Source organism: Rubrilithobacter danxiaensis, assembly GCF_047272945.1.
Taxonomy (GTDB): domain Bacteria; phylum Bacteroidota; class Bacteroidia; order Sphingobacteriales; family Sphingobacteriaceae; genus Rubrolithibacter; species Rubrolithibacter danxiaensis.
On record NZ_JBKOPS010000020.1, the window covers coordinates 1 to 20,903 of the forward strand.

The following is a 20,903-nucleotide window of genomic DNA, read 5'->3' on the forward strand; positions in this document are numbered from 1 at the left end:
GGTATTGCGCTCCATAACATACCCCTAATAAAGGCAATTTATTATGAAAACGTAAAAAGTCTATTTCAGGTGAAGCCTTGCAACCAAGCAGTTATAAAAAAAATCCAATCTGAAATTATTGTATAATTCTCTAAATAACCATTCAGTTCCAATAGACAAAATCTGGATATGAAAACGGCCTGATGACAAATCGTAGAAGTAGAAAAGAAATTAAGATGAATATGCTCTGGATAAGTTTTTAGCTTAAAAGTTGCAATTAAAGGATAGAATAATTGTAAGTTACAATAATAGATCGCAAAATTAGGACATTTCAAAATTCCGTTGGTTACCTCATCAATGCTTTTATTATTATATAGGGTATCACCAGAATTTAAGAAAAAACAATAATCTCCTGTTGCAATTTTCCATCCTTTATTCATTGCATGATAAATGCCATTATCAGCTTCAGAAGCCCAGTATGTCAGTTTATCTTCTACCGATCTAATAACTTGCACAGAGTCATCCGTACTGCCCCCGTCTATAATAATAAATTCGATTAGGTGGTAGGTCTGGTTTAGAACTGAATCTATCGTTTTTTTTAAACCTGAAGAGTTATTATAAGTAACCGTTATTATACTTATTTTAATCATTATTAAATTCTTACCATATAAGTATCATGGGTTAATTAATATTTATTTTCCATCTTTTTAGTCGTAAGACTCACTTCAAAAAATTAATTGTAAGTTATAGAAACAGGTTTAATTGGTCAAAACGCTCTTTTCCCTTGCTCCCGCTTACACTCATTTTGATTTTTTGGGAACAATAAGAAATTTTCTGTTACCTTACTCAATAAATTTAAATCGGTTATCGAATCAATTTTACTAAATCCAGGTAGAGCAAAAATTTCATATTCGAACTCTTTTGCAAAATCTATAAGATCAGAACTTCTAAAACCGAATGGCTTAATATTAACGGAATTCCATTCCATTAATATTGCAGGACTAAATTCTTTTATACAAGAAATTCCTCCTCTAAGCGCTAGCAAATCCGCACCTTCTATATCAATTTTTATAAATGATACTTCCGGCCTTTGTAAAGACTCCCAAATATCATCAATTGTCGTACAAACAATCTCAATATTTTTATAGAAGCTTACACGCTTAGTATCTTGCATACTTTCATATGCACCATTTGCTAAATCTGTCAGATGAAACTGCACCGATCCAGCCCTATCAGAAACCGCTTTATCGACAATAGTCCAACGATGTTGAAAGGAAGAATAAAATTGTGTTTTTTTTAGATATGGAGCGGTATTTGGGGAAGCTTCTATTGATACTACCTTAACTGATTCATCAAAATTAAGTAATGGAATTGCCATTAAGCCTATATTTGCTCCAACATCAAAAATTGTTGAATTTGGCATTATAATCGACTTAATAATTTTTAAGTTCACTCGTTCATAAACACCTTCTTCAATTGCCCGTTTAAAAATTATACTATTTTTAGGAAAATATACTTTTTCACCGAAATATTGAAAGCATTCATTAAAATTCCAATACCATTTACAAACCCTTTTCTTAATAATTCTTTTAAAACTAGTCAACATTTGTATTTATTGTATAAGTAAGATTAACTATCCCCCTTACTGAAGGATCATACGAAGTATCTTCCCGAAGCATTTTTGACGGCAAGATTGTAAACTGGAATAAGTCCAAATAATTTCTACGACATATTTCATCATCAATAAACAAACCTATACTGTAATCTCCTTCTATTAAGGGTATAGCTTTGAAATTAATATCTATATGAATTGATTTATTCGCTGAAATTTTAAAATTAGGATCTAATTGATTTCTTAAATCGACTATTGCAACTCGTTGGCTAAATTGATTATAAATCAGAGGAACAATATTTTTTATCTTTCGAGAACTCTCACTCCTAATGGTTAAGGATAACTTACAGTCACTTAAACTATATATAAGATAAGGTGAAAAATTAATTCCTAAAACGGTATAATTACTATCTATACTAACAATATCTTTTAAAGTGTTTTTTTGCGAATTTTGATACTGTAAGATAATACTCGAAGTGTCACTTTCAGCAATGATACTTCCATTTTGGAGAAGGATACTTTTATTGCATAATCTCTGCACACTTCCCATGTTATGGCTCACGAACAACACCGTCCTTCCCTCTCCCTTACTTACCTCACCCATCTTCCCTAAACACTTCTTCTGAAACTCTGCATCCCCCACTGCCAGCACTTCATCTACAATTAGTATTTCTGAATCCAAATGTGCTGCAACTGCGAAAGCCAAACGCACGTACATTCCCGATGAGTATCGTTTTACGGGTGTATCTACATAGCGTTCAACTCCTGCAAAATCAACAATCTCATCAAACTTCCGCTTGATCTCTTTTTTACGCATCCCAAGTATAGCGCCATTCAGATAAATATTCTCTCGCCCGGTCAATTCGGGATGGAAACCTGTACCCACTTCCAGTAAACTAGCTATACGTCCTTTGCCCTTTACGTTGCCTGTAGTTGGAGAAGTCACCCGGCTTAATATTTTCAGCAAAGTGCTTTTGCCCGCACCGTTTCTTCCAATAATACCTACAGCGTCTCCCTGCTCAATTTCAAAATTGATATCCTTCAAACTCCAAACAATGTCACTGCTTCCTTTCACGGTTCGATCGTTTGTTTGGCCAATTTTTAAGAAAGGATCTTCTTTTCCCCGTACTTTCGCTATCCATCGTTCGAGGTCCCTAGAAATTGTACCAGTGCCGATTTCCCCTAATTGATACGCTTTCGAAAGATTTTCTACTTTTATAGCAATGTTACCCATTGTTAAACTGTTTCCCATTGTTAAACTGTTTCCCATTGAATGTCTTATATCACGTATATCAGAGTCCTTATCAGTTATCCTTCTACCACCGATACCGTCTTTTGTTTAATTGAGTATCTTGATTTTACTTTCAAAAAAAACCTCTCAACCAAGTAATAAGATAACATAGAGAACAGCATTATAAAGATCAGATTGTAGGGAAATAAATTGGTGGGTAAGTTATAATGCCCCTGTGTAAAAATCTGTTGCCATAGGTATATGCTATATGAGATTTTAGCTATATAATCTATAATAGCATTATTGAGAAATTTAAATCCATTTCCAACGTTATGAGCACCAATAAAAATCAATAAGGCCATTGCCGCTGAGCCCAAAGTCGGACCAACTGGCAATAAGAGCTTTCCATACATTCCATTATACATAAAATGTTCAATTATCCAAAAAACGATGATGCAAACGGGAATAATCCATTTAATATTTGCTTGAATAAGATTATAAGTAAGAATATTTTTAGCTCCCAATATTGCAAAAATAGAACCTATGAATATTGCATTTGCATTTCCCCAGAACGGAGCCAAGAGGTAATTTTTATAAGCCGGATAGATATAGGCCAAAACACTAATAAAGGGCGTAAAACAAATAATAGTTAATGTTAGAGGAATAAGGATCCGATTGAACTTTTTAAACAGAACAGGCCAGATTAAATAGTATTGTTCTTCAACTGCCAAACTCCAGGTATGGGTTAAAATTGAGGGAACAGCAAAAAATTGAAAATTAGTTAAGTACAGGAAGGCACTAAGAAATGCTGTTCCTGTTATCGGTATTTTATAATATATCGAAAAAAAATAGGTAAATAATAAAAAAATAAATAATGCGGGGATAATTCGCAGAGACCTTCTTACATAGAAATTTCTAAGTGATATCTTTTGCTTTAAAAACTGCTCTTTTATCAATAGTGTTGTTATCAAAAAGCCACTCAATACAAAAAAAATCCTTACGCCCATCTTGCCATCATGAAAATAAAAAGTAATAAAACTTCTTAGGCTATCTGGAATGTTGTCCATTCTATTGAGATGAGCCACGACTACTATTAGGATAGCAATTGCACGAAAACCATTAAGAGATGGAATTACTCTGTCATTCAAATAGGAATGCAAGCTATAAGGTTTACTATTGAAATCCTCGTATAATTTAATTTGCCTTCTTAATAACATATCAAGTGGTTGTGTTATCACTTCTAAACGGTATCAACAAAGTTCTTCTCTACCTTATTAAAAATCACTATACCCGCAAGCAATAAGATGATTGTAATTAAAGTCGAATACGCTAGTGAACGCCAGGAAAAGCTTCCTTCTCCTAAAAATCCATGCCTGAAGGTTTCAATAATTGCAGTCATCGGATTTAATTCTATTATCCATTTGTATTGTTCGGGAGCAGCAGACAGGGGGTAAATTACGGTAGTTGCATACATTAGTAATTGTACCCCAAAGGTCACTAAAAAAGCTAAGTCTCGATATTTTGTGGTCATAGCTGAAATGATCATTCCCGTGCCTAATCCAAGGGCCGCCATCAGAATTATTAAAACTGGAAACAGGATTATCAAAGCATTGGGAGTAAACTGGGCACCGTTAAAACCATAATACAACATTACTGCAAAAAATAATGCCAACTGAACTCCAAACCTCACCAGATTAGAGATTACTATACTTAATGGCATAATTAAGCGGGGGAAGTACACTTTTCCGAAAATGTTTGCATTGTCTTTAAATACAGTCGATGTTTTTGTGAGACAGTCTGCAAAGTAATTCCAGGCGGTAATGCCTGCCAAATAAAAGAGCGGTTTCGGTAAGCCGTCAGTCGATATCCCCGCAAGGTTACCAAAAATAAAAGTAAAAATAACGGTAGTGAAAAAGGGTTGAATAAAAAACCATAATGGACCCAAAATAGTCTGTTTGTAAAAAGACACAAAATCTCTTCGCACCAGTAACATTAGTAAATCCCGATACTCCCATGTATCTTTAAGTTTCAGATCCAATAGTGAATTCTGAGGTTCAATTGTCCAGTGAAAATCGTTCTTACTCATCTAACAAATTATTCAGCTTATATACGTAATCCTTGTAATTAAATCCTCCCAGAGCCTTTTTCTGTTGCGCTTGTTTATTTTCGCTTTTATAAACACTGTGCAGAATGGCCGCTTTAATCTCTGCCGAAGAAGCAGGATTGACAAGAATTCCTAAATTGCCATTCAGTAAAGCATCTGTGCTTCCATCCTGATTTCCTGCTATTAAAGGAAGTCCACACGCAGCCGCTTCAATAAAAACAAGTCCAAATCCTTCCTCTTTAGATGGCATAATAAAAAGGTCGCCTAATACATAGTGGTCAATCAGTTCGGTGTCTGAAATAAAGCCCGTAAGAACCACTTTCCCCTCAAGCTCATATTGTTCAATGAGCATATGAATTCTTGCTTTTTCCTTCTCATCATAGCTGCCCATTAATAAATATTTAAATTCAGGATTTTTCAATCCTGCCAAAGCTTTAATTACCTTTTCATACCCTTTATATTGTTCAAGATAGGATAAACGGCAGAGTGTCAGGATTACCTTTTCGTCGTTAATTTTATACTTTTCCAGCAGTCGAACCGGCTTTTTAAACTCACAAGGAGGATTAAAAAGGGGATCTATACAATTATTTAAAACTCTTAATTTAGTTTTCAAGTGGGGATATACTGCTAAAACCCTTCCACTGGTATAATCAGATACCGCAAAAATCCGGGTTGCCTTTTTTAGCAAGAATTTCTTCCATATACTAAGGCCCCTCCATACTTCGATCCCATGAGCAAAAAGAAATATCTTTATTCGAGGATTTACGAGTTTAACAATTAGTGCAACCAAGGCAAGATTAATGTGAGTAAGCACCAGCCGATCGGCTTTCCTGCCTTCCTTTACCGCATTTAAAATAAATTTAAACCTTCTTCCGGAAAAACCGCGATAAACATCCTGAGGACAATATCCTAAATCAGACAGTGAATCATAAACACTTAAATTACGGAACTTGCAGCTCTGCGAACTGCTCATTTCATAAAAAGCTTTCGCAAGCACCCTGCTTACTTTTTCGATACCTCCTGTTTGCGAAAAGGCATTGAGGTTTAAAAGCAACGTATTTTTCCTTTCAGGCCTCAAAATTTTGCATCAGGTAATAGGCCCATAATTTAGACCAATGAAGCTTCCCTTTATCAAAGGATTTTAAAACATCGGCTCCTGCTTTTTCCTTTGTCAGACTTTCTCTTACCGACTTCATATTTCCCAGCCAATGCTGAAAGGGGAAACTAAATCCCATTTTTTTACGATTCCATATAATTTCAGGTAAAATGTCGTTGAAAGAATCTATCAGCAACTGCTTGGGAAGTTTCCCATGCTGATATAACAGGGAGGTATTCAGGCTAAAAACTGCTTCCAGAAATTCCTGGTCCAAAAATGGCACCCGTAATTCCAGGCCATGCTGCATGCTCATAGAATCTGAATCTTTTAAAAGCTGATTCTGCATATATCCGTTAAACTCCAGCCAGCAAGCCATTTCGTTTTTTTTTATATCTTCAGCTATAGGTTGAAAAGAAAGAGAAGTTATCCTGGTTATTATCTCTTTTGAACTCTGCCCTGTAATATTGCCTATTTCCGAAGCAGTATAAAACCCTCGTAGTGCCAGATATAGCCCGGTTGTACCATTTACTTTAAGCCATTCTAATCGCTGAAAACGACTATCACGGATATAAGGAGTTATTAATCCTGTTACTTTGGAAAAATTTCTCAATTTTAAAAGAGAAGACATCCTGTTAAATGAGGGATAACCACCAAAAACTTCATCACTCCCAATACCCGACAATACGGCTTTGAGGCCATTTTCTTTAGCACATTTAGAAATGAACCATGAATTAACACCATCATTACTAGGCTGATCATAGCCTGATAAAATATCGTTAAAGTTATCCTCCAGATCTTTGGCTGAAACCTGATAAAACTGATGCTGACATTTCACCTGATCAACTACAGTCTGCTGATACACTTTCTCAGAATAGTTATCCTCTGTAAACGTTATAGACAATGTATGCAATTGCTTTTTAAGGTCTTTTGCAGCCATTATGGTCAGTAAACTGGAATCTATACCCCCACTAAGGAAAAGTCCTATAGGTGCATCTGCTATCAAGTGCCTTTCTACTGCTGATTGTAATTTTTCGCGAATTGTGCGTATTGCTTCTTCTTTTGATAAAATACTTGCGAGGGTAAAACCAAGTTTTCGATAAGAATTTATAGTATAGGAGCTATCTGAAAGATTATAACTCAAAAAATGGCCTTTTTGCAAGGAAAAAACGTTTTCTAAAGTAGTATAAGGCTCTGGAATATGTCCGAAAGCAAGCAGAAGAAGTCTCCAATCTGGATTAGATCTCCATGAAGAATTTCTTTGCTTAAATGCTTTTACTTCGGAAGCGAAAATCAATTCCCTATCTGAACAACTGTAATATAAAGGTTTAATTCCGGCCGCATCTCTTACAAGGTAAACTTTTCCAACTTTTAAATCCATTAAGGAAAAGGCAAACATTCCATTAAATCGACTAAATGCTTCTGTTCCCCATTGTAAATAGGCCTTAAGGATAACTTCAGTATCAGTTCGGGTTTTAAAAATATGGCCAAAGCTTTCTAATTCTTTCTGTAATTCTTTAAAATTATAAATCTCTCCATTATAGCTAAGCCAAAGCTGTTCATCTGATTCTGACATAGGCTGATGCCCTGCATTACTCAAATCCAATAAAGATAATCTTCTATGTCCAAGACAAACTCCTAGACCCGGATTTAAATAAATCCCTTCATCATCAGGACCGCCATGTTGCATCCGATCACACATCATCTTAACCCGCTGATATAAAGTATCGGCTTGTTTAGTTTTTGATACTATTCCAGCAATACGACACATTGAATTAAAAAGAAATTAAATTAAAAACATCCTTCAACTCCACTCCTGATGACTCCGATAGCAGAACTATTAATATCAATTTTGTTTGTTATACATGGCTTCGCCGCGTCAGTCACAGGTTCTGTTTTTGCGACTGCTATTTTTTCAGTTTGTACTTGCAGGTTATAAGTTGTATGGAACTTAATTTCCAGCTTATATGTATTTCTCATCTTCTCGCGTTTCACTTTGTTTATTCAAAGTGAAAGCGTGAGAATTTATATTTATTTCTTAATACTCAGTTCTTAAGCTCTCTCCTATAAAGCAAGAGCTATCGAGATATCTATCGGTTCTATAAATGCTGCCGGCACCTGCACCAGCAGGGATTGCCCGATATGCTCTATTCGAACCAGCAGTTTTTTCTGCGATTGAACCGTGACCAGTTCACCGCGAAGTCCCTGTAAAGGGCCTGCTTTAACCATCACCTGTTCGCCTTGTTTAAACTCCCGCATGCTCAGCTCGAGGTCCGACTCATTTGCCAGCAATAATTTTATATTTTCGATTTGCCTTTCGGGCATAGATGCTATTTTACCGGAGAAGTAGATGAAACGGCAGATCCCGGAAGTCATCAGTACCGTTGTATGTTCTGCCGCACAAATCTTCACAAACAAATACGATTTTATCAGCGGCTCCTCCACCCATTTTTTACGATCGCTCCATTGCTTTAACTGACGTTGGAGCGGCAGATACGCTTCAATTCCTTTTTGCTGGAGAGAAGCAAAAGCTTTCTTCTCCGCCCTGGGATTGGTGCAGACCGGATACCATTGATATTTTTCCGTACTCTTCATCTTCGTACCTATCTTGCTGTTTCCAACGTGCTTCTAAAAAACCTGTCATACTTCGACAAGCTCAGTATGACACAACTATCCCCTTTTCCAGAATTTCCACCACTCTTTTTTAATGTCTTCTGTATAATATCCGTTGTTATTATTTCCGGAGTAATCCGAGTAATAGTAAGCGCCTTTATAACCTCCAGGATAGCTTGCGCTATAATAGCGGGAGTATAAATATTCTTCATAAAAGGCATTGAAAACAATTACTGTATTATTTACCTGATATTCACTGTCTATACGCTTAGGAACGCTTGCGGCACTCAACTTAGATACCCCTGCCCGAATCACAAAAACGTTGATATCGCTCATGCGGATAATCGGAACTGCATCAGAAACCAACCCTACAGGTGCAGTATCGATAATTATAATGTCATAATCTGCTTTTAACTTCTCTAATAAGTTATTGAACCGGGCGCTGTACAATAATTCCGAAGGGTTTGGAGGAACAGGGCCTGAAGTTATAAAATCCAGATTCTCATGACCGGTGTGAAAGAGTATTTCTTCCAGTTCGGCCTGATTTGAAAGATATGAACTGAGACCTTTGTCATTTTTAATCTTAAAGGTTTTATGCAGTTTCGATCTTCTCAAATCCGCGGCGATTAACAGTACCTTTTTATCGATAAGCGCCATTGTTCCCGCCAGGTTTGCCGCTACAAATGATTTTCCCTCACCGGAGATCTCGGAAGTGATGCAAATCACCTTACTTTTTACTTCATTGGCCAGGAAGCTGAGGTTGGTCCTCACAGAACGGACAGATTCGGCGAAAATAGACTTAGGTTTTTGAACAGCAAGGATCTTGATATTCTCGTCTTTTGTTTTCTCTTCATACCTCCTGATGATTCCCAGAATCGGAATGGTTGTCAGGCTTTCTACCGTTTCCTTATCGTAGATGTATGGATTCATGGAGCGGGCAAGAAAGATCAAGCCGATTCCCCCAAGAATGCCTAAAATAAAAGCCGAACGCCAGATAGCAGCAGAACCCGGAGAGATTGGCTGGCGATTGGGAATAGCCGCATCAATTAGTGTAGCACCCGAAATAATGGATGCTTTATTTATCTGCGCTTCCAGCTTTTTCTCCAGTAATAAATTATAGATCTTCTCATTCACCTGATAATCCCTGCTCAGATTGAACAATTGTCGCTCCTTCGTTGGCAGTGTGCCCAGGGCGGTATTTTGCTGGTTTAGCTGCTGATCGTAATATTGAATACTTTTAATTATGCGGTTCTTTGTTGCTTTGATGTTTTCAAATGCCGCCCGCCGAATTTCAGCTATCTGGGATTGCACCTCATTAACAGGCCTTGAATCAGCTGTGTAAGTGGATTGTAATTGTTTGCGCTGTAATAAAAGTGTATTTAACTGCGAAATGAGGTTACTTAACAGGGGATCAATATTTCCTTCCAGGTTAAAATTCAGGTTCACATTATCCTTATCTTTCAAAATCTGCTCTTCCAGCTGTTCGATAGCCAGTAATTGAATTTTGAGAAGTGATTTTTGGGCCTCCAGTGTATTTAGCTTACTTAAAACCTGTGATGCCGAACTTCCTATATCGAACAACTGTTCGCTCTGCTTATAATCTTCGAGCGCTTTACCGGTACTGTTAACTTTACCCTGCAAAAAATCGAGTTGTGTATCAATAAAATCAATGATCTGGGAAGCTGATTTTGTCTTATTCTGAAGGTCTTCCGCCAAATACTCCTTAATAATGGCATTTAAAGCATTAGCTGCAAAATCAGCATTCTGATCAGATTTTACCAGGTTGGCCACCGAAGATAACTTTGCAGATTCTTCTATAGCAAATCCGCCCACCATACGGTTATACCAGCTATCACGTGTATTGAACTTAAAATTATAAACAGAACTCCTATTTATCGATTCAGGCTTTTTTATAAAGAACTCAATACCGGGAAGCTTCACAGTTGCTCCATAATTCAGGGTCTTATCAAGCTGTTCTTCACCTACAGGAAAGGTAATTTTATACTGGCGATCATTTATGGGTTCAAAACGGATCAAACCTGTATAAAAAGCAGTGTCCTGTTTTAAAATCTCAACAGAAAAAGGTTTATTGGGATAAAGCTCTGTAGTCCGTACTTTCCCCTCCAAATAATAGCTTACCTGCCAGTCAATGTGATTCAGCGCATTAAGAACTACCTGGCGGCTTTTAAATACCCAGCTTTCCGACTGGATCTTATTTTCATATTCAACCCCATTTCCAAGTCCTACCACACTGTTAAGCTGGTTTTTATTTTCGATTTTAATATTGGCGGAAGTAGAATAAACTTTTGGAGTGTACCAAAGATACAACCAGGCAATACCAAGGGCAACAATGACAGTAGCAACAATCCAGTACCAGCGGCTCCGGATAATTTTAAGCATTTTGCCAAAATCAATTTCCTGGGTAGGAATTACGGCTTCTTTTATGCTTACCTGATTCTCCATCTTTTCCGGCCCTTATTTACTTAGATTATAGACAAGCAGAAACGTATTTAATATCACCAATCCTCCCTGCAAAAAGGTATTTGCAAGATTCAGATTTTCCTGAGAGCGAAAGACTCCGCGGGGAGCTGCATACACGATGTCGTTATTCCTTAAAATTAAGCGAGGATCTGAAAGGGTGTTTACATTTTCCAGATTCACCAGAATCACTTCCGGGTTTTTCAGGTCTCCACGGATAATCTTTAGGTGTCTTTTGTCAGCCTTGGTGCTTAATCCACCCGCTTCACCTATTATTTCTACCAGGTTAGTCTGATCCTTCGTAAGTAAATAATTTCCCTGGCTGCCAAATTCTCCAAGTACGGTCACTTTCAGATTCACAATGCTCAGCGTAATGATAGGATCAACCAAAAGTGTTTTCTTATATTCCTTTTCAAGAAACTTCTGTGCTTCCAGCCGTGTCATTCCGGCAAGTTTCATTCGCCCTAGAACAGGAAGGGAGACCGTTCCATCATCTTCTACAAGATAAGGCTGAACGTTTGCCTGCATCATTGACGAAGAACTTGTACTACCAACAATTTCTCCTGCTATTAAATTTTTGTTCTGAAGGTTGCGGATGTTTAGCAAATCACCTGCCTTAATTACCTGAAGTGTATTACTTTCTGAAGAAGTCCCCTGAACTACGTACGTAGTCTTCACGGTATCAGGCATTTTTTTCAATGTCTGAAACAAAACGTTCCTTGGCTGTTTTGAACAGGAAGAAAAGATGAACAAAAACAGTATTAAAGCAAAATCAGAAAACCTGACCCCTAAACTTAACCTCATTGTTTTTATAAGTAAATTGTACGCTTGTACGAGAAAAGAAATACAGGGTTTCGGAATTGTGAAAAAGCATAACTGTAAGGAAATAACAGGAAGATGAAGTATTTAAATAAGAAGAAAGTTGAAAAAAACGAAGCAGCATATAAGTAAAAAAATGAAGCGTTAATTAAAAATTGGTCTCTAATCCCAAAAGTAAAATTTTTTTAAGATTTTTAACATTTATTAAAACATTTTGAAGATATCAATTGTTACAGTCGCCCGCAATGCAGAAGATTTTATAGAAAGCTGCATAGCCTCTATTTTAAACCAGTCGTACCACGATATAGAATATATTATTATTGACGGTGCTTCAACAGACCATACGGTCGATATCATTCAAAAGTACAGGCAAAATATTCATCATTTTATTTCCGAAAAAGATAATGGAATATACGATGCGATGAATAAAGGCATTGAACTTGCCAGCGGCGAAGTTATAGGGATTCTGAATGCTGACGATTTCTTTCCTGATGCGGAAATAGTGTCTAAAATTGCAGCAAAATTTTTGTCGGGTAACGCTGATGTAGTGTATGGAGATCTTTTATATACAGACCGGGCAGATACCGATAAGATTACCAGAAAGTGGAAGTCTAAAAACTACAGTCAGGGACTTTTTCAATGGGGATGGATGCCTGCACATCCTACTTTTTATGCACGCAGGACACTTTTTGAAAAGTTTGGAAATTATAAGCTGAACTATGGAAGTGCCGCGGATTACGAACTTATGATACGTTTTATACATAAACACCATGCAAAAACAGCCTATCTGCCGGAAGTGATTGTAAAAATGAGAAGCGGAGGTGTAAGCAATCAATCGCTTAAAAATCGACTAAAAGCCAGTAAAGCAGACCTTTCGGCAATGAAAGCGAATGGAATAGTGTTTCCCTTACTTGCCGCTTTTTTAAAACCGGTAAGGAAAATACCGCAATTTTTGGGATTGTAGTGTTCATTATTTCGACTGTAGGGAGAAATCTCTTACATCGAACAGAAATCATCAATACGACTTCGTTATGTTTCTATTATAGACTTCGAGATTCTTCCTAACTCATTTGTTAAAAAGATGAAAGTGATTGTCATTTCGACCGCAGGGAAACTTCGAGATTCCTTCTGTAGCCGGAGTGACGACTTTATGTTCATTCAAACGTACAAACACTCAGTCATTTCGAACGAATGCCTAAGTGAAGGAAGAGCGGAGAGAAATCTCAAACGTTGAAGCAAGTAACGATTCAATACAATGTGGTGATTTTTATGTAATAAATTCCCGGATTCCTCCTCACTCACTCGTTGGAATGACGGATTTATCAAGTTCAACCTAAATTCCCTTATTTATAGCCTCCCAAAGCATATCCTTTAATTCTATCAGTCCTTTTTGGGCGACGGATGAAATAAAAATAAAAGGAGTTTCGGGAAGATCCTGGCTCATTTCTTTCTGAAGCTCATCATCCAGCATATCGGATTTTGTGATGGCAAGCAAACGCGGCTTGTGCATCAGCTCCGCATTGTACTGCTCCAGTTCGTTCAATAAAATCTTGTACTCCTCTTTAATACTTCTTGAAGTGTCAGCCGGAATAATAAATAATAGTACCGAGTTCCGTTCGATATGACGTAAAAAACGGAATCCTAAGCCTTTTCCCTGTGAAGCGCCTTCGATAATTCCGGGAATATCGGCCATAACAAAAGATTTATTTCCCCGATAGGAAACTATACCAAGATTAGGAACAATTGTGGTAAAAGGATAATCGGCAATTTCTGGTTTAGCTGCCGACATAACTGAAAGAAGAGTTGATTTTCCGGCATTTGGGAAACCTACAAGCCCAACATCCGCAAGCACTTTCAGTTCAAGTATCATCCATTCTTCCCGGCCAGGTTCTCCCGGCTGAGAAAACCGCGGTGTTTGAAGTGTAGGCGTTTTAAAATGCCAGTTGCCTAAGCCTCCACGGCCACCAGGGGTTAAAATTTCCACCTGCCCGTCGCGGGTAATCTCAAAAAGAGTTTCTCCTGTTTCTGCATCTTTTGCTATTGTCCCCAGCGGAACTTCCAGGATTTCGTCCTTTCCATTTTTTCCGGTTTTCAACGCACTTCCACCCGGCAAACCGTTCTCTGCAATTACATGTTTACGATACTTCAGATGCAGTAATGTCCAGGTTTGGCTGTTCCCTTTCAGGATAACGTGTCCGCCACGGCCACCATCGCCTCCATCAGGACCTCCTTTTGAAGTAAATTTATCACGATGCAGATGTGCAGAACCAGCCCCACCATGTCCGGAACGACAACAGATCTTCACATAATCAACAAAATTAGAGCCCTGGGCCATGGAAATTATTATTTAGAGTGTTTAGCATAAGCTTAGCTATGAGGCATAAGCTATCAGCAAGAGTTTTTTTATTTTACAAAAAAAGCGGATAGATGTCTAGTCTCTATCCGCTTTCGCAATTTCTTGTGAATTTAATAAGAATCGACAACAGCGCAAATATTAGCAAATATTTCGTCGATACTTCCAATACCGTTTATTCGGGTGTACTTTTCCTGATCTTTATAATAATTAGCTACCGGCGCAGTTTTGCTATTGTATTCCTCGATACGCTTGCGTATGATTTCCGGATCCTGATCATCGGGCCTACCAGAATCTTTACCGCGTAAAAGAAGGCGCTTGTGCAATTCTTCCTTATCAACTTCCAGCGCGATCATCCCTGAAATAGCCGCATTTTTTGAAGTAAGCAATTCGTCAAGTGCTTCGGCCTGTGCTACTGTGCGTGGGAAGCCATCAAAAATAAAACCTTTTGCCTCTTTATTGGCATCCAGCTTATTGCTGATCATGCCGATTACCACTTCATCCGGAACCAGCACTCCCTCATCCATCAGCTTTTTTGCTTCCAGTCCCAATTCTGTACCGTTGGATATCTCACTGCGCAGAATATCGCCTGTAGACAAGTGAATGAGCTGATATTTATCAATAAGTTTTTGAGATTGCGTTCCTTTACCGGCCCCCGGAGGACCAAACAATACCAGGTTAAGCATTAGAATAGATTTTAAATTTAAAAAGCCTTTCCGAACTGGACGAAAAGGCTTTTGTTTGTGGACTTGAAGGGAGTCGAACCCCTAACCTTCTGATCCGTAGTCAGATGCTCTATCCAATTAAGCTACAAGTCCGTTCCCTGAACCCGATTATTTCCGGGCCGAATTGGGACTGCAAAAATATGTTTTCTTTCGATAATCGGTAAATATTTTTAAAAATTGTTTATTTCTCGCTTTTTGCAAAGCGAATAGTGCCTTTTTACCCGTTTAATTGCTGTTTAACTATTTCCAATCCTTCTTTAAATGAATGTGGCTGATATCCCAGCTCCTTCCTTGCCTTATCCAGAATAAAACCGGTTTTTACAGGCCGTTTAGCGTCCTGGTTTAAGCTTTCTGCAGAAATGGGATTGATTAAAGATTTGTCAAGCCCCCAGAAATCCGCTACGGCTTGTACTATTTCCAGAATACTCATCATATCTTTTCCTGAAGCATTAAAAACACCACCAATGCCTTTTTCTGCAGCCAGCATGCAGCACTCAGCAAGATCTTCTGCCAGCGTGGGCATCCGCCACTGATCGTTCACCACATTAATAGGCGCTCCTTTTTCCAGCGCTGATTTTGCCCACAGAATAATATTGGACCTGCTCATATCTTTTACAATTCCATAAACAATAATGGTTCTTAAAATTGTCCATTTACAGGCAGAGGCTTTTAGAATATTTTCAGCTTCCAGTTTAGATTTGCCGTAATAACTTAAAGGGTTCGGTTCATCCTCTTCTGAATATGGCCCCTTCTCTCCATCAAAAATAAAATCTGTAGAAAGATGGATCAGATGTATATTCTTTTCTTCACACACTTCTGCGAGGTATTTTACTGCGTCCACGTTAAGCTGCCAGCATAATTCCTTATTTTTTTCGCAGGCATCCACATTGGTCATCGCAGCGGTATTGATAATAACATCCGGATGGTGGCCGGATACTACTGTTCTTAACTGATCAATATCGGTAATATCAAGTTCATCGTACACATAGCCCGTTTTAATCGGATGACGATTAATTCCCTTAGATGTTGCTATAATTTCAGCTCTCCCCGTCTCCAAAATCAAATCCACCAGTTTCTGGCCTAATAAACCGTTACTGCCAGTTATCAATACTCTTTTCATGGGGGCAAAGATAATGGAGGAAATTCAAATTATATTATTACAATCTTGCTATCCAATACCACGGCAACCTTTCTTTGTCATTATTTTTTTACTTAGAAGGAATTAAATACAAACCTTTTATCAACTTTGCCGTAAAAGTGTTTTTTCATTTCGTTAAACTATATGAATAATTATAAGAGAACTACTATAAATACGATTGAACTTCAAATAGTTAAATCCGAAACAAAACAACTGTTTGGTTCTCTGACGCATCTCGAATTAATAGTTTAGCTTACTATCTTATCTTATTCTAACCTTCATCTTCTATCAAAAACATTCCTTTTGGGGCTTTAACTGATTGCTGAAGAAGCAATAAGTAAATTACTATAATGCCTGTAAAAGCCATTTAATAATGTTAGGATATTTACCCTATTTAAGATTTATATCGGTATATCAATCGATTCAATTTCTACTAGAAAATGGAGTAGTAAGCCCGGTTACTATCTGTGGCAGTCAATTATCTTCTGCATATATAAATAATAGAGTAAACTTTTTAAAAAGGCTTTCTAACAGACTTTTTCAGTTAAACCAACATTTGAATAAAGTTTACCGGAGATGAAAACAGTTTACAAATTCAACCTCTTAAAGTTTCTGGTAATAACTCTTTTGTTAAGTGGAATTAACACTTATGTAAACGGGCAAACCATTATCACACCCTTTAAAATACGCTATCAGGTTGAACAGAGAGGAGGTATCGTATATGTTTCAAATAACATTTTAACCGCAAAGGATTATAACAACAGCAGCAAGAATGCCTATAATGCTGTAAGAGAAAATCCGCCAGGAGGAAACGATAACAATAACAGTTATAATGGAAAATACATTGATATTGACACAGATAATGCCACGTTCAGTTCAAGCTCTGCTGACCTTGCTCTTCCAAACTGTTCTGAAATAAGTTTCGCAGGGTTATACTGGGGTGGAGCCGTAAGCAGTGGGAATCCCAGATATAATGACAGAAACAAAGTTCAGATAAAGTTGCCCTCCCAAACATCATACACATCTTTAAGTGCGGATGTTGATTTTCTGATGCTCCCCAATGGAAGTGTGAACTTTCACTATCAGTATTTCAAAGACATAACTTCTATAGTAAATGCCAATGGCATTCAAAACGGAACATATACGTTGGCGAATGTTGTAGCTGATGAGGAGGTACCAGATGTAGAAGCAGGCTGGACAATTGTAATTGTTTACAAGCAAGAATTAGAGAATTTCAGAAACCTGACAGTTTTTGATGGGTTTGCGGGAATTCCAAGCAACTCTCCGGATCTTACAATACCAATTTCCGGTTTTCTGACGCCTCCTACCGGTACCGTAAGTTTTGAGCTTGGATACATTGCTTATGAAGGCGACCGCGGGGTTCAGGGAGACGTTATGCTATTCAATGGTAAAACAATATCAGACAATGCTCATGATAATGACAATACTTTTAACAGTTCTATTACAAACAATGGCACCGTTGTAACAACCAGAAATCCGGCACATGCCAATACTTTAGGCTATGATGCGAGTATCATTTTTCCCAAGAACTATAAAAACGGAAATGCTGTTTATCTGAATAACAGCGCTACATCAGCAGATATAAAATTAAGAACAGCATCTGATAAATATACAATCGGGGAGGTTTCAACCGCTATTGATGTTTACAACCCCTACTTTACATTTACTCATACTTACACCAATGTTTCTCCTGGCGGGCTACCCGCTGTTAAACCCGGGGAAACTATTCAACTTTTATATCAGTTTAAAAATATTGGAAACGACATCAGCACTAAATCCTCACTATATAACGATCTGCCTTCTTTATTAAGTAATATTAAAAACCTGCAGGTCAGCTATGATAACGGATCGACCTGGAAAAGCTATACCAACGCTTCTGATAACGACCAGGCAGAATACATTGCTGCAACAAACCGGGTGAATTTCAGGCTCGGAGCCGGAGCAAATGCAACTACAGGGGGCGCTATTGCGGCGGGAAGTACAGTTTTAGTTCGCTTTGAGGCAACACTAACTACAGATTGTGATTTACTAAGATGTACTTCCGGAACTTTTGGAAACTTTGGTATGCTTGACTTTTACGGAAATGTAAATGCTTCCAATCATTATACTTTAAAATCCGCCCCGGTTCCGGCAGCAGGTCAATGTGCAATAAGCGGCCCTTTGCAAATTTCGGCTGATATTCCTTCCGTTTGTCTTAGTCCCTATCCGGATAGATCTTATACAATTGCATGTTCGATTGATGTGTCTGAATTCAGTTTACCTGCAAATTATACCTTATACAATCCTGCAGATCTAACAACTCCCCTAACCACCGTTTCTTCTGCCGGAACCTATACCGCACGGCGGGTAACAGCCAATGGCTGCACCTATACATTTAATGTAAATGTAGTTGTCATCCCTGTAACGGTAACACTTACAAACACAAAAAATGTTACATGTACTGGAGGAACTGACGGAAAAGCTTCCCTATCAACAAGTGGAGGAACAGGAACTTACACGTATAGCTGGAAGAAAAATACAGTAGCTTTAGGAACTCCTCCCGATCTGAATAATCTGACTGCCGGAACATATGAAGTAACCGCTACTGATGGCAATGGCTGTACAGGTACAGCAATAGTTACTATTACTGAACCTGATGTTCTTCAGGTTGTATTTGATAAAATTAAAGATGCAGATTGCAACGGAAGTACAGGCAAAATAGATTTTAGTTACAATTACCCTCCTGGTGATGTAATCGTAACCTGGTATGATGGCAGTAATACCCCCATTTCAGCGCCGGATCCTAATGCCTTACCGGCTGGCAGTTATAAAGTTAAGGTAAAGGATAAAAATTGCGGTACAGAAGTTTCGAGTTCTGTAGTAATTATAGAACCTTCAGCATTAGAAGTAACTTTTGAAAAAGTAAAAGATGCCGATTGTACCGGTGCTCCAAACGGCAAAATTAATTTTTCATATGAAAACGAGGTAGGAACCATACATGTTAAATGGCTGGATGAAAACGGGGCAGAAATACTACCTGCACCCGATCCGAACGCACTAGCACCGGGCAGTTATCAGGTTGAAGTATGGGATGACTGCAACGATCATAATCTTTCTGAAATAATAATCGTCTCGGCGGTAGCATTACGTCCGCAATTAACTAAAGTGCAGGATGCAATCTGCCCTGGCAGTATTTCAGGGAAACTGAACTTAAATATACTATATGCCAACGGAAGCGTTCAGCAACAATGGTATAAAGATGGGGGTCCAATTCCCACTCCAACCCTAAATGCATCTAATGAAGCCATAGTAGATGCAGGGGTTTACAAAGTGGATGTAAAAGATGACTGTAATATTTGGGTAAGTTCGGACGCGGTTGAAATTAAAGATCCTGCTCCTATTCTCATAACACTCATAAAAGACAACGATGTCAGCTGCAATGGTGGAAACGACGGGAAGGCAACTCTAACTATTCAGAATGGACAAACTCCATTTATTTCTGTGTGGAAGAAAGACAACGTGGTGTTAAGTACTCCGCCTGATCTTACAAATTTAACAGCCGGCACCTATACGCTCACTTTAACAGATAACAATGGATGCACTGAAAGTTTATCCTCTCCACTTGTAATTAGTCAGCCTAATCCCATAAGCATAGTTTTTACAAAAACAAAAGATGTAAGCTGTTTCGGAGGAAATGACGGAGAGGCTATCTTGTCTGTAACTGGTGGAACAGCCACTTATACTAAATTTTGGAAAAAAGATGGTGTCGCTTTAGATTATGAACCAGTCCTTAATCAGTTAGTAAAAGGTACTTATGAAGTTTCAGTTACAGACAATAATGGCTGCAACAGTTCTTCATCCTCTATCATCATTTCAGAACCTGCCCAACTTACAGTAAGTCTCGTTAAAACAAAAGATGTAACCTGCGAAGGAGGAAATGACGGAAAGGCAACTTTAAACATTCAGGGAGGAATACCCAACTATACTGAAGTATGGAAGAAAGATGATATAACCTTAGCTTCAGCACCTGATTTAAATAATTTAACAATTGGAAAATATGAAGTTATTGTTAGCGATCAGAATAATTGCACTGCGTCTTCTGCAACGATTTACATTAACAAACTGGTATCAATGTCGGCCGAATTAATTAAAGCTGCAGATGCAACTTGTCCGGGTGGAGATGATGGAATAATAAGATTAATTATTAGCGATGACCGGGGGCCAATAACAAAAGAATGGTTCAGAAATGGCATTTCAATTCCGGAACCGGCTGATTTAGACAAAATAACTGCCGGAAAATACTATGTAAAAGTTAACGACGGATGCTCGGCTGAAGTAATAACTGAAGAGATAGAAGTATTAGAGCCAGCAAATATTACCCCTGTAGCCGATAATGATAATTACTCAGGATTTGAAGATAATACGGTTGCAGGCAATATTAGCGGTAAGGTAAGTGACGATAATACCACCTGTGAGGTATTAACTCTTTCAAAAGTAAGCGATCCGCTACCTGCTGAGGGAACAGTGTCCTTCGACCCATTCGACGGCTCCTTCACATTCACCCCCCAATTAAATTGGAATGGCACTACCAGTTTTACCTATCGAGTAACTGATCGTTTAGGCCTTTTCTCAGATGCTACCGTTACTATTACCATTGCTCCCGTCAATGATATTCCTGTTGTGGCTCCTGTTTCAAAGACTGCTGACGAAGATCATACCGTAGCTTTCTCTGCTGCTGACTTTAGCAGCAAATTCACT

Annotated in this window: 16 protein-coding genes and 1 tRNA gene; 2 read left to right on the forward strand and 15 right to left on the reverse strand. The window is 38.1% G+C overall.

What is annotated here, in order from left to right; all coding sequences use genetic code 11:
- Positions 1-65: 65 nt before the first annotated feature.
- The 11 genes from ACLCDL_RS17390 to ACLCDL_RS17440 form a co-directional block, all read right to left on the reverse strand.
- Positions 66-629, reverse strand: coding sequence for a glycosyltransferase family 2 protein (locus tag ACLCDL_RS17390; RefSeq protein WP_423149690.1), 564 nt, complete (start codon positions 627-629; stop codon positions 66-68).
- Between the two features lie 116 nt (positions 630-745).
- The gene (locus ACLCDL_RS17395; protein WP_423149691.1) at positions 746-1,585 is read right to left on the reverse strand and encodes an FkbM family methyltransferase; all 840 of its coding nucleotides are present in this window, start codon (positions 1,583-1,585) and stop codon (positions 746-748) included.
- Entirely contained in the window at positions 1,575-2,861 is a 1,287-nt protein-coding gene (locus ACLCDL_RS17400) for an ABC transporter ATP-binding protein (protein ID WP_423149692.1), read from the reverse strand. Before ACLCDL_RS17400 ends, ACLCDL_RS17395 begins: the two co-directional genes overlap by 11 nt.
- A gap of 38 nt (positions 2,862-2,899) precedes the next feature.
- On the reverse strand, positions 2,900-3,970 hold the full coding sequence (locus ACLCDL_RS17405; protein ID WP_423149693.1) for an acyltransferase family protein: 1,071 nt from the start codon (positions 3,968-3,970) through the stop codon (positions 2,900-2,902).
- Between the two features lie 92 nt (positions 3,971-4,062).
- The gene (locus ACLCDL_RS17410) at positions 4,063-4,908 is read right to left on the reverse strand and encodes an ABC transporter permease (RefSeq protein ID WP_423149694.1); all 846 of its coding nucleotides are present in this window, start codon (positions 4,906-4,908) and stop codon (positions 4,063-4,065) included.
- Positions 4,901-6,004 (reverse strand): glycosyltransferase family 4 protein, encoded by a 1,104-nt coding sequence (locus ACLCDL_RS17415; protein ID WP_423149695.1) that lies wholly within the window; start codon positions 6,002-6,004, stop codon positions 4,901-4,903. Before ACLCDL_RS17415 ends, ACLCDL_RS17410 begins: the two co-directional genes overlap by 8 nt.
- On the reverse strand, positions 5,994-7,790 hold the full coding sequence (gene asnB / locus ACLCDL_RS17420; protein ID WP_423149696.1) for an asparagine synthase (glutamine-hydrolyzing): 1,797 nt from the start codon (positions 7,788-7,790) through the stop codon (positions 5,994-5,996). The genes ACLCDL_RS17415 and asnB overlap by 11 nt, the downstream gene beginning before the upstream one ends.
- Before the next feature lie 20 nt (positions 7,791-7,810).
- Positions 7,811-7,999: a hypothetical protein gene (locus ACLCDL_RS17425; RefSeq protein WP_423149697.1), complete on the reverse strand. Its 189-nt coding sequence runs from the start codon at positions 7,997-7,999 to the stop codon at positions 7,811-7,813.
- Between the two features lie 84 nt (positions 8,000-8,083).
- Positions 8,084-8,614: a UpxY family transcription antiterminator gene (locus tag ACLCDL_RS17430; RefSeq protein ID WP_423149698.1), complete on the reverse strand. Its 531-nt coding sequence runs from the start codon at positions 8,612-8,614 to the stop codon at positions 8,084-8,086.
- Positions 8,615-8,689: 75 nt separating this feature from the next.
- A complete protein-coding gene (locus tag ACLCDL_RS17435; RefSeq protein ID WP_423149699.1) occupies positions 8,690-11,095 on the reverse strand; it encodes a GumC family protein in 2,406 nt (801 codons plus the stop codon).
- Between the two features lie 12 nt (positions 11,096-11,107).
- Positions 11,108-11,800 (reverse strand): polysaccharide biosynthesis/export family protein, encoded by a 693-nt coding sequence (locus tag ACLCDL_RS17440; protein WP_423149700.1) that lies wholly within the window; start codon positions 11,798-11,800, stop codon positions 11,108-11,110.
- A 343-nt stretch (positions 11,801-12,143) separates the two neighbouring features.
- Between ACLCDL_RS17440 and ACLCDL_RS17445 the strand changes: the two genes are divergently transcribed.
- Entirely contained in the window at positions 12,144-12,893 is a 750-nt protein-coding gene (locus ACLCDL_RS17445) for a glycosyltransferase family 2 protein (protein ID WP_423149701.1), read from the forward strand.
- Between the two features lie 369 nt (positions 12,894-13,262).
- On the opposite strand, the gene obgE is transcribed toward ACLCDL_RS17445, so the two are convergent.
- The 4 genes from obgE to ACLCDL_RS17465 form a co-directional block, all read right to left on the reverse strand.
- Positions 13,263-14,264, reverse strand: a complete 1,002-nt coding sequence (gene obgE / locus ACLCDL_RS17450) for a GTPase ObgE (protein ID WP_423149702.1) — start codon at positions 14,262-14,264, stop codon at positions 13,263-13,265.
- Between the two features lie 131 nt (positions 14,265-14,395).
- Positions 14,396-14,968: an adenylate kinase gene (locus tag ACLCDL_RS17455; protein WP_423149703.1), complete on the reverse strand. Its 573-nt coding sequence runs from the start codon at positions 14,966-14,968 to the stop codon at positions 14,396-14,398.
- A 58-nt stretch (positions 14,969-15,026) separates the two neighbouring features.
- Positions 15,027-15,100 (reverse strand) — tRNA-Arg (locus ACLCDL_RS17460).
- A 124-nt stretch (positions 15,101-15,224) separates the two neighbouring features.
- Positions 15,225-16,127, reverse strand: a complete 903-nt coding sequence (locus ACLCDL_RS17465; RefSeq protein WP_423149704.1) for an SDR family oxidoreductase — start codon at positions 16,125-16,127, stop codon at positions 15,225-15,227.
- A gap of 594 nt (positions 16,128-16,721) precedes the next feature.
- Between ACLCDL_RS17465 and ACLCDL_RS17470 the strand changes: the two genes are divergently transcribed.
- Positions 16,722-20,903 (forward strand): Ig-like domain-containing protein (locus ACLCDL_RS17470; protein ID WP_423149705.1); only part of this gene is annotated, 4,182 nt, incomplete at its 3' end.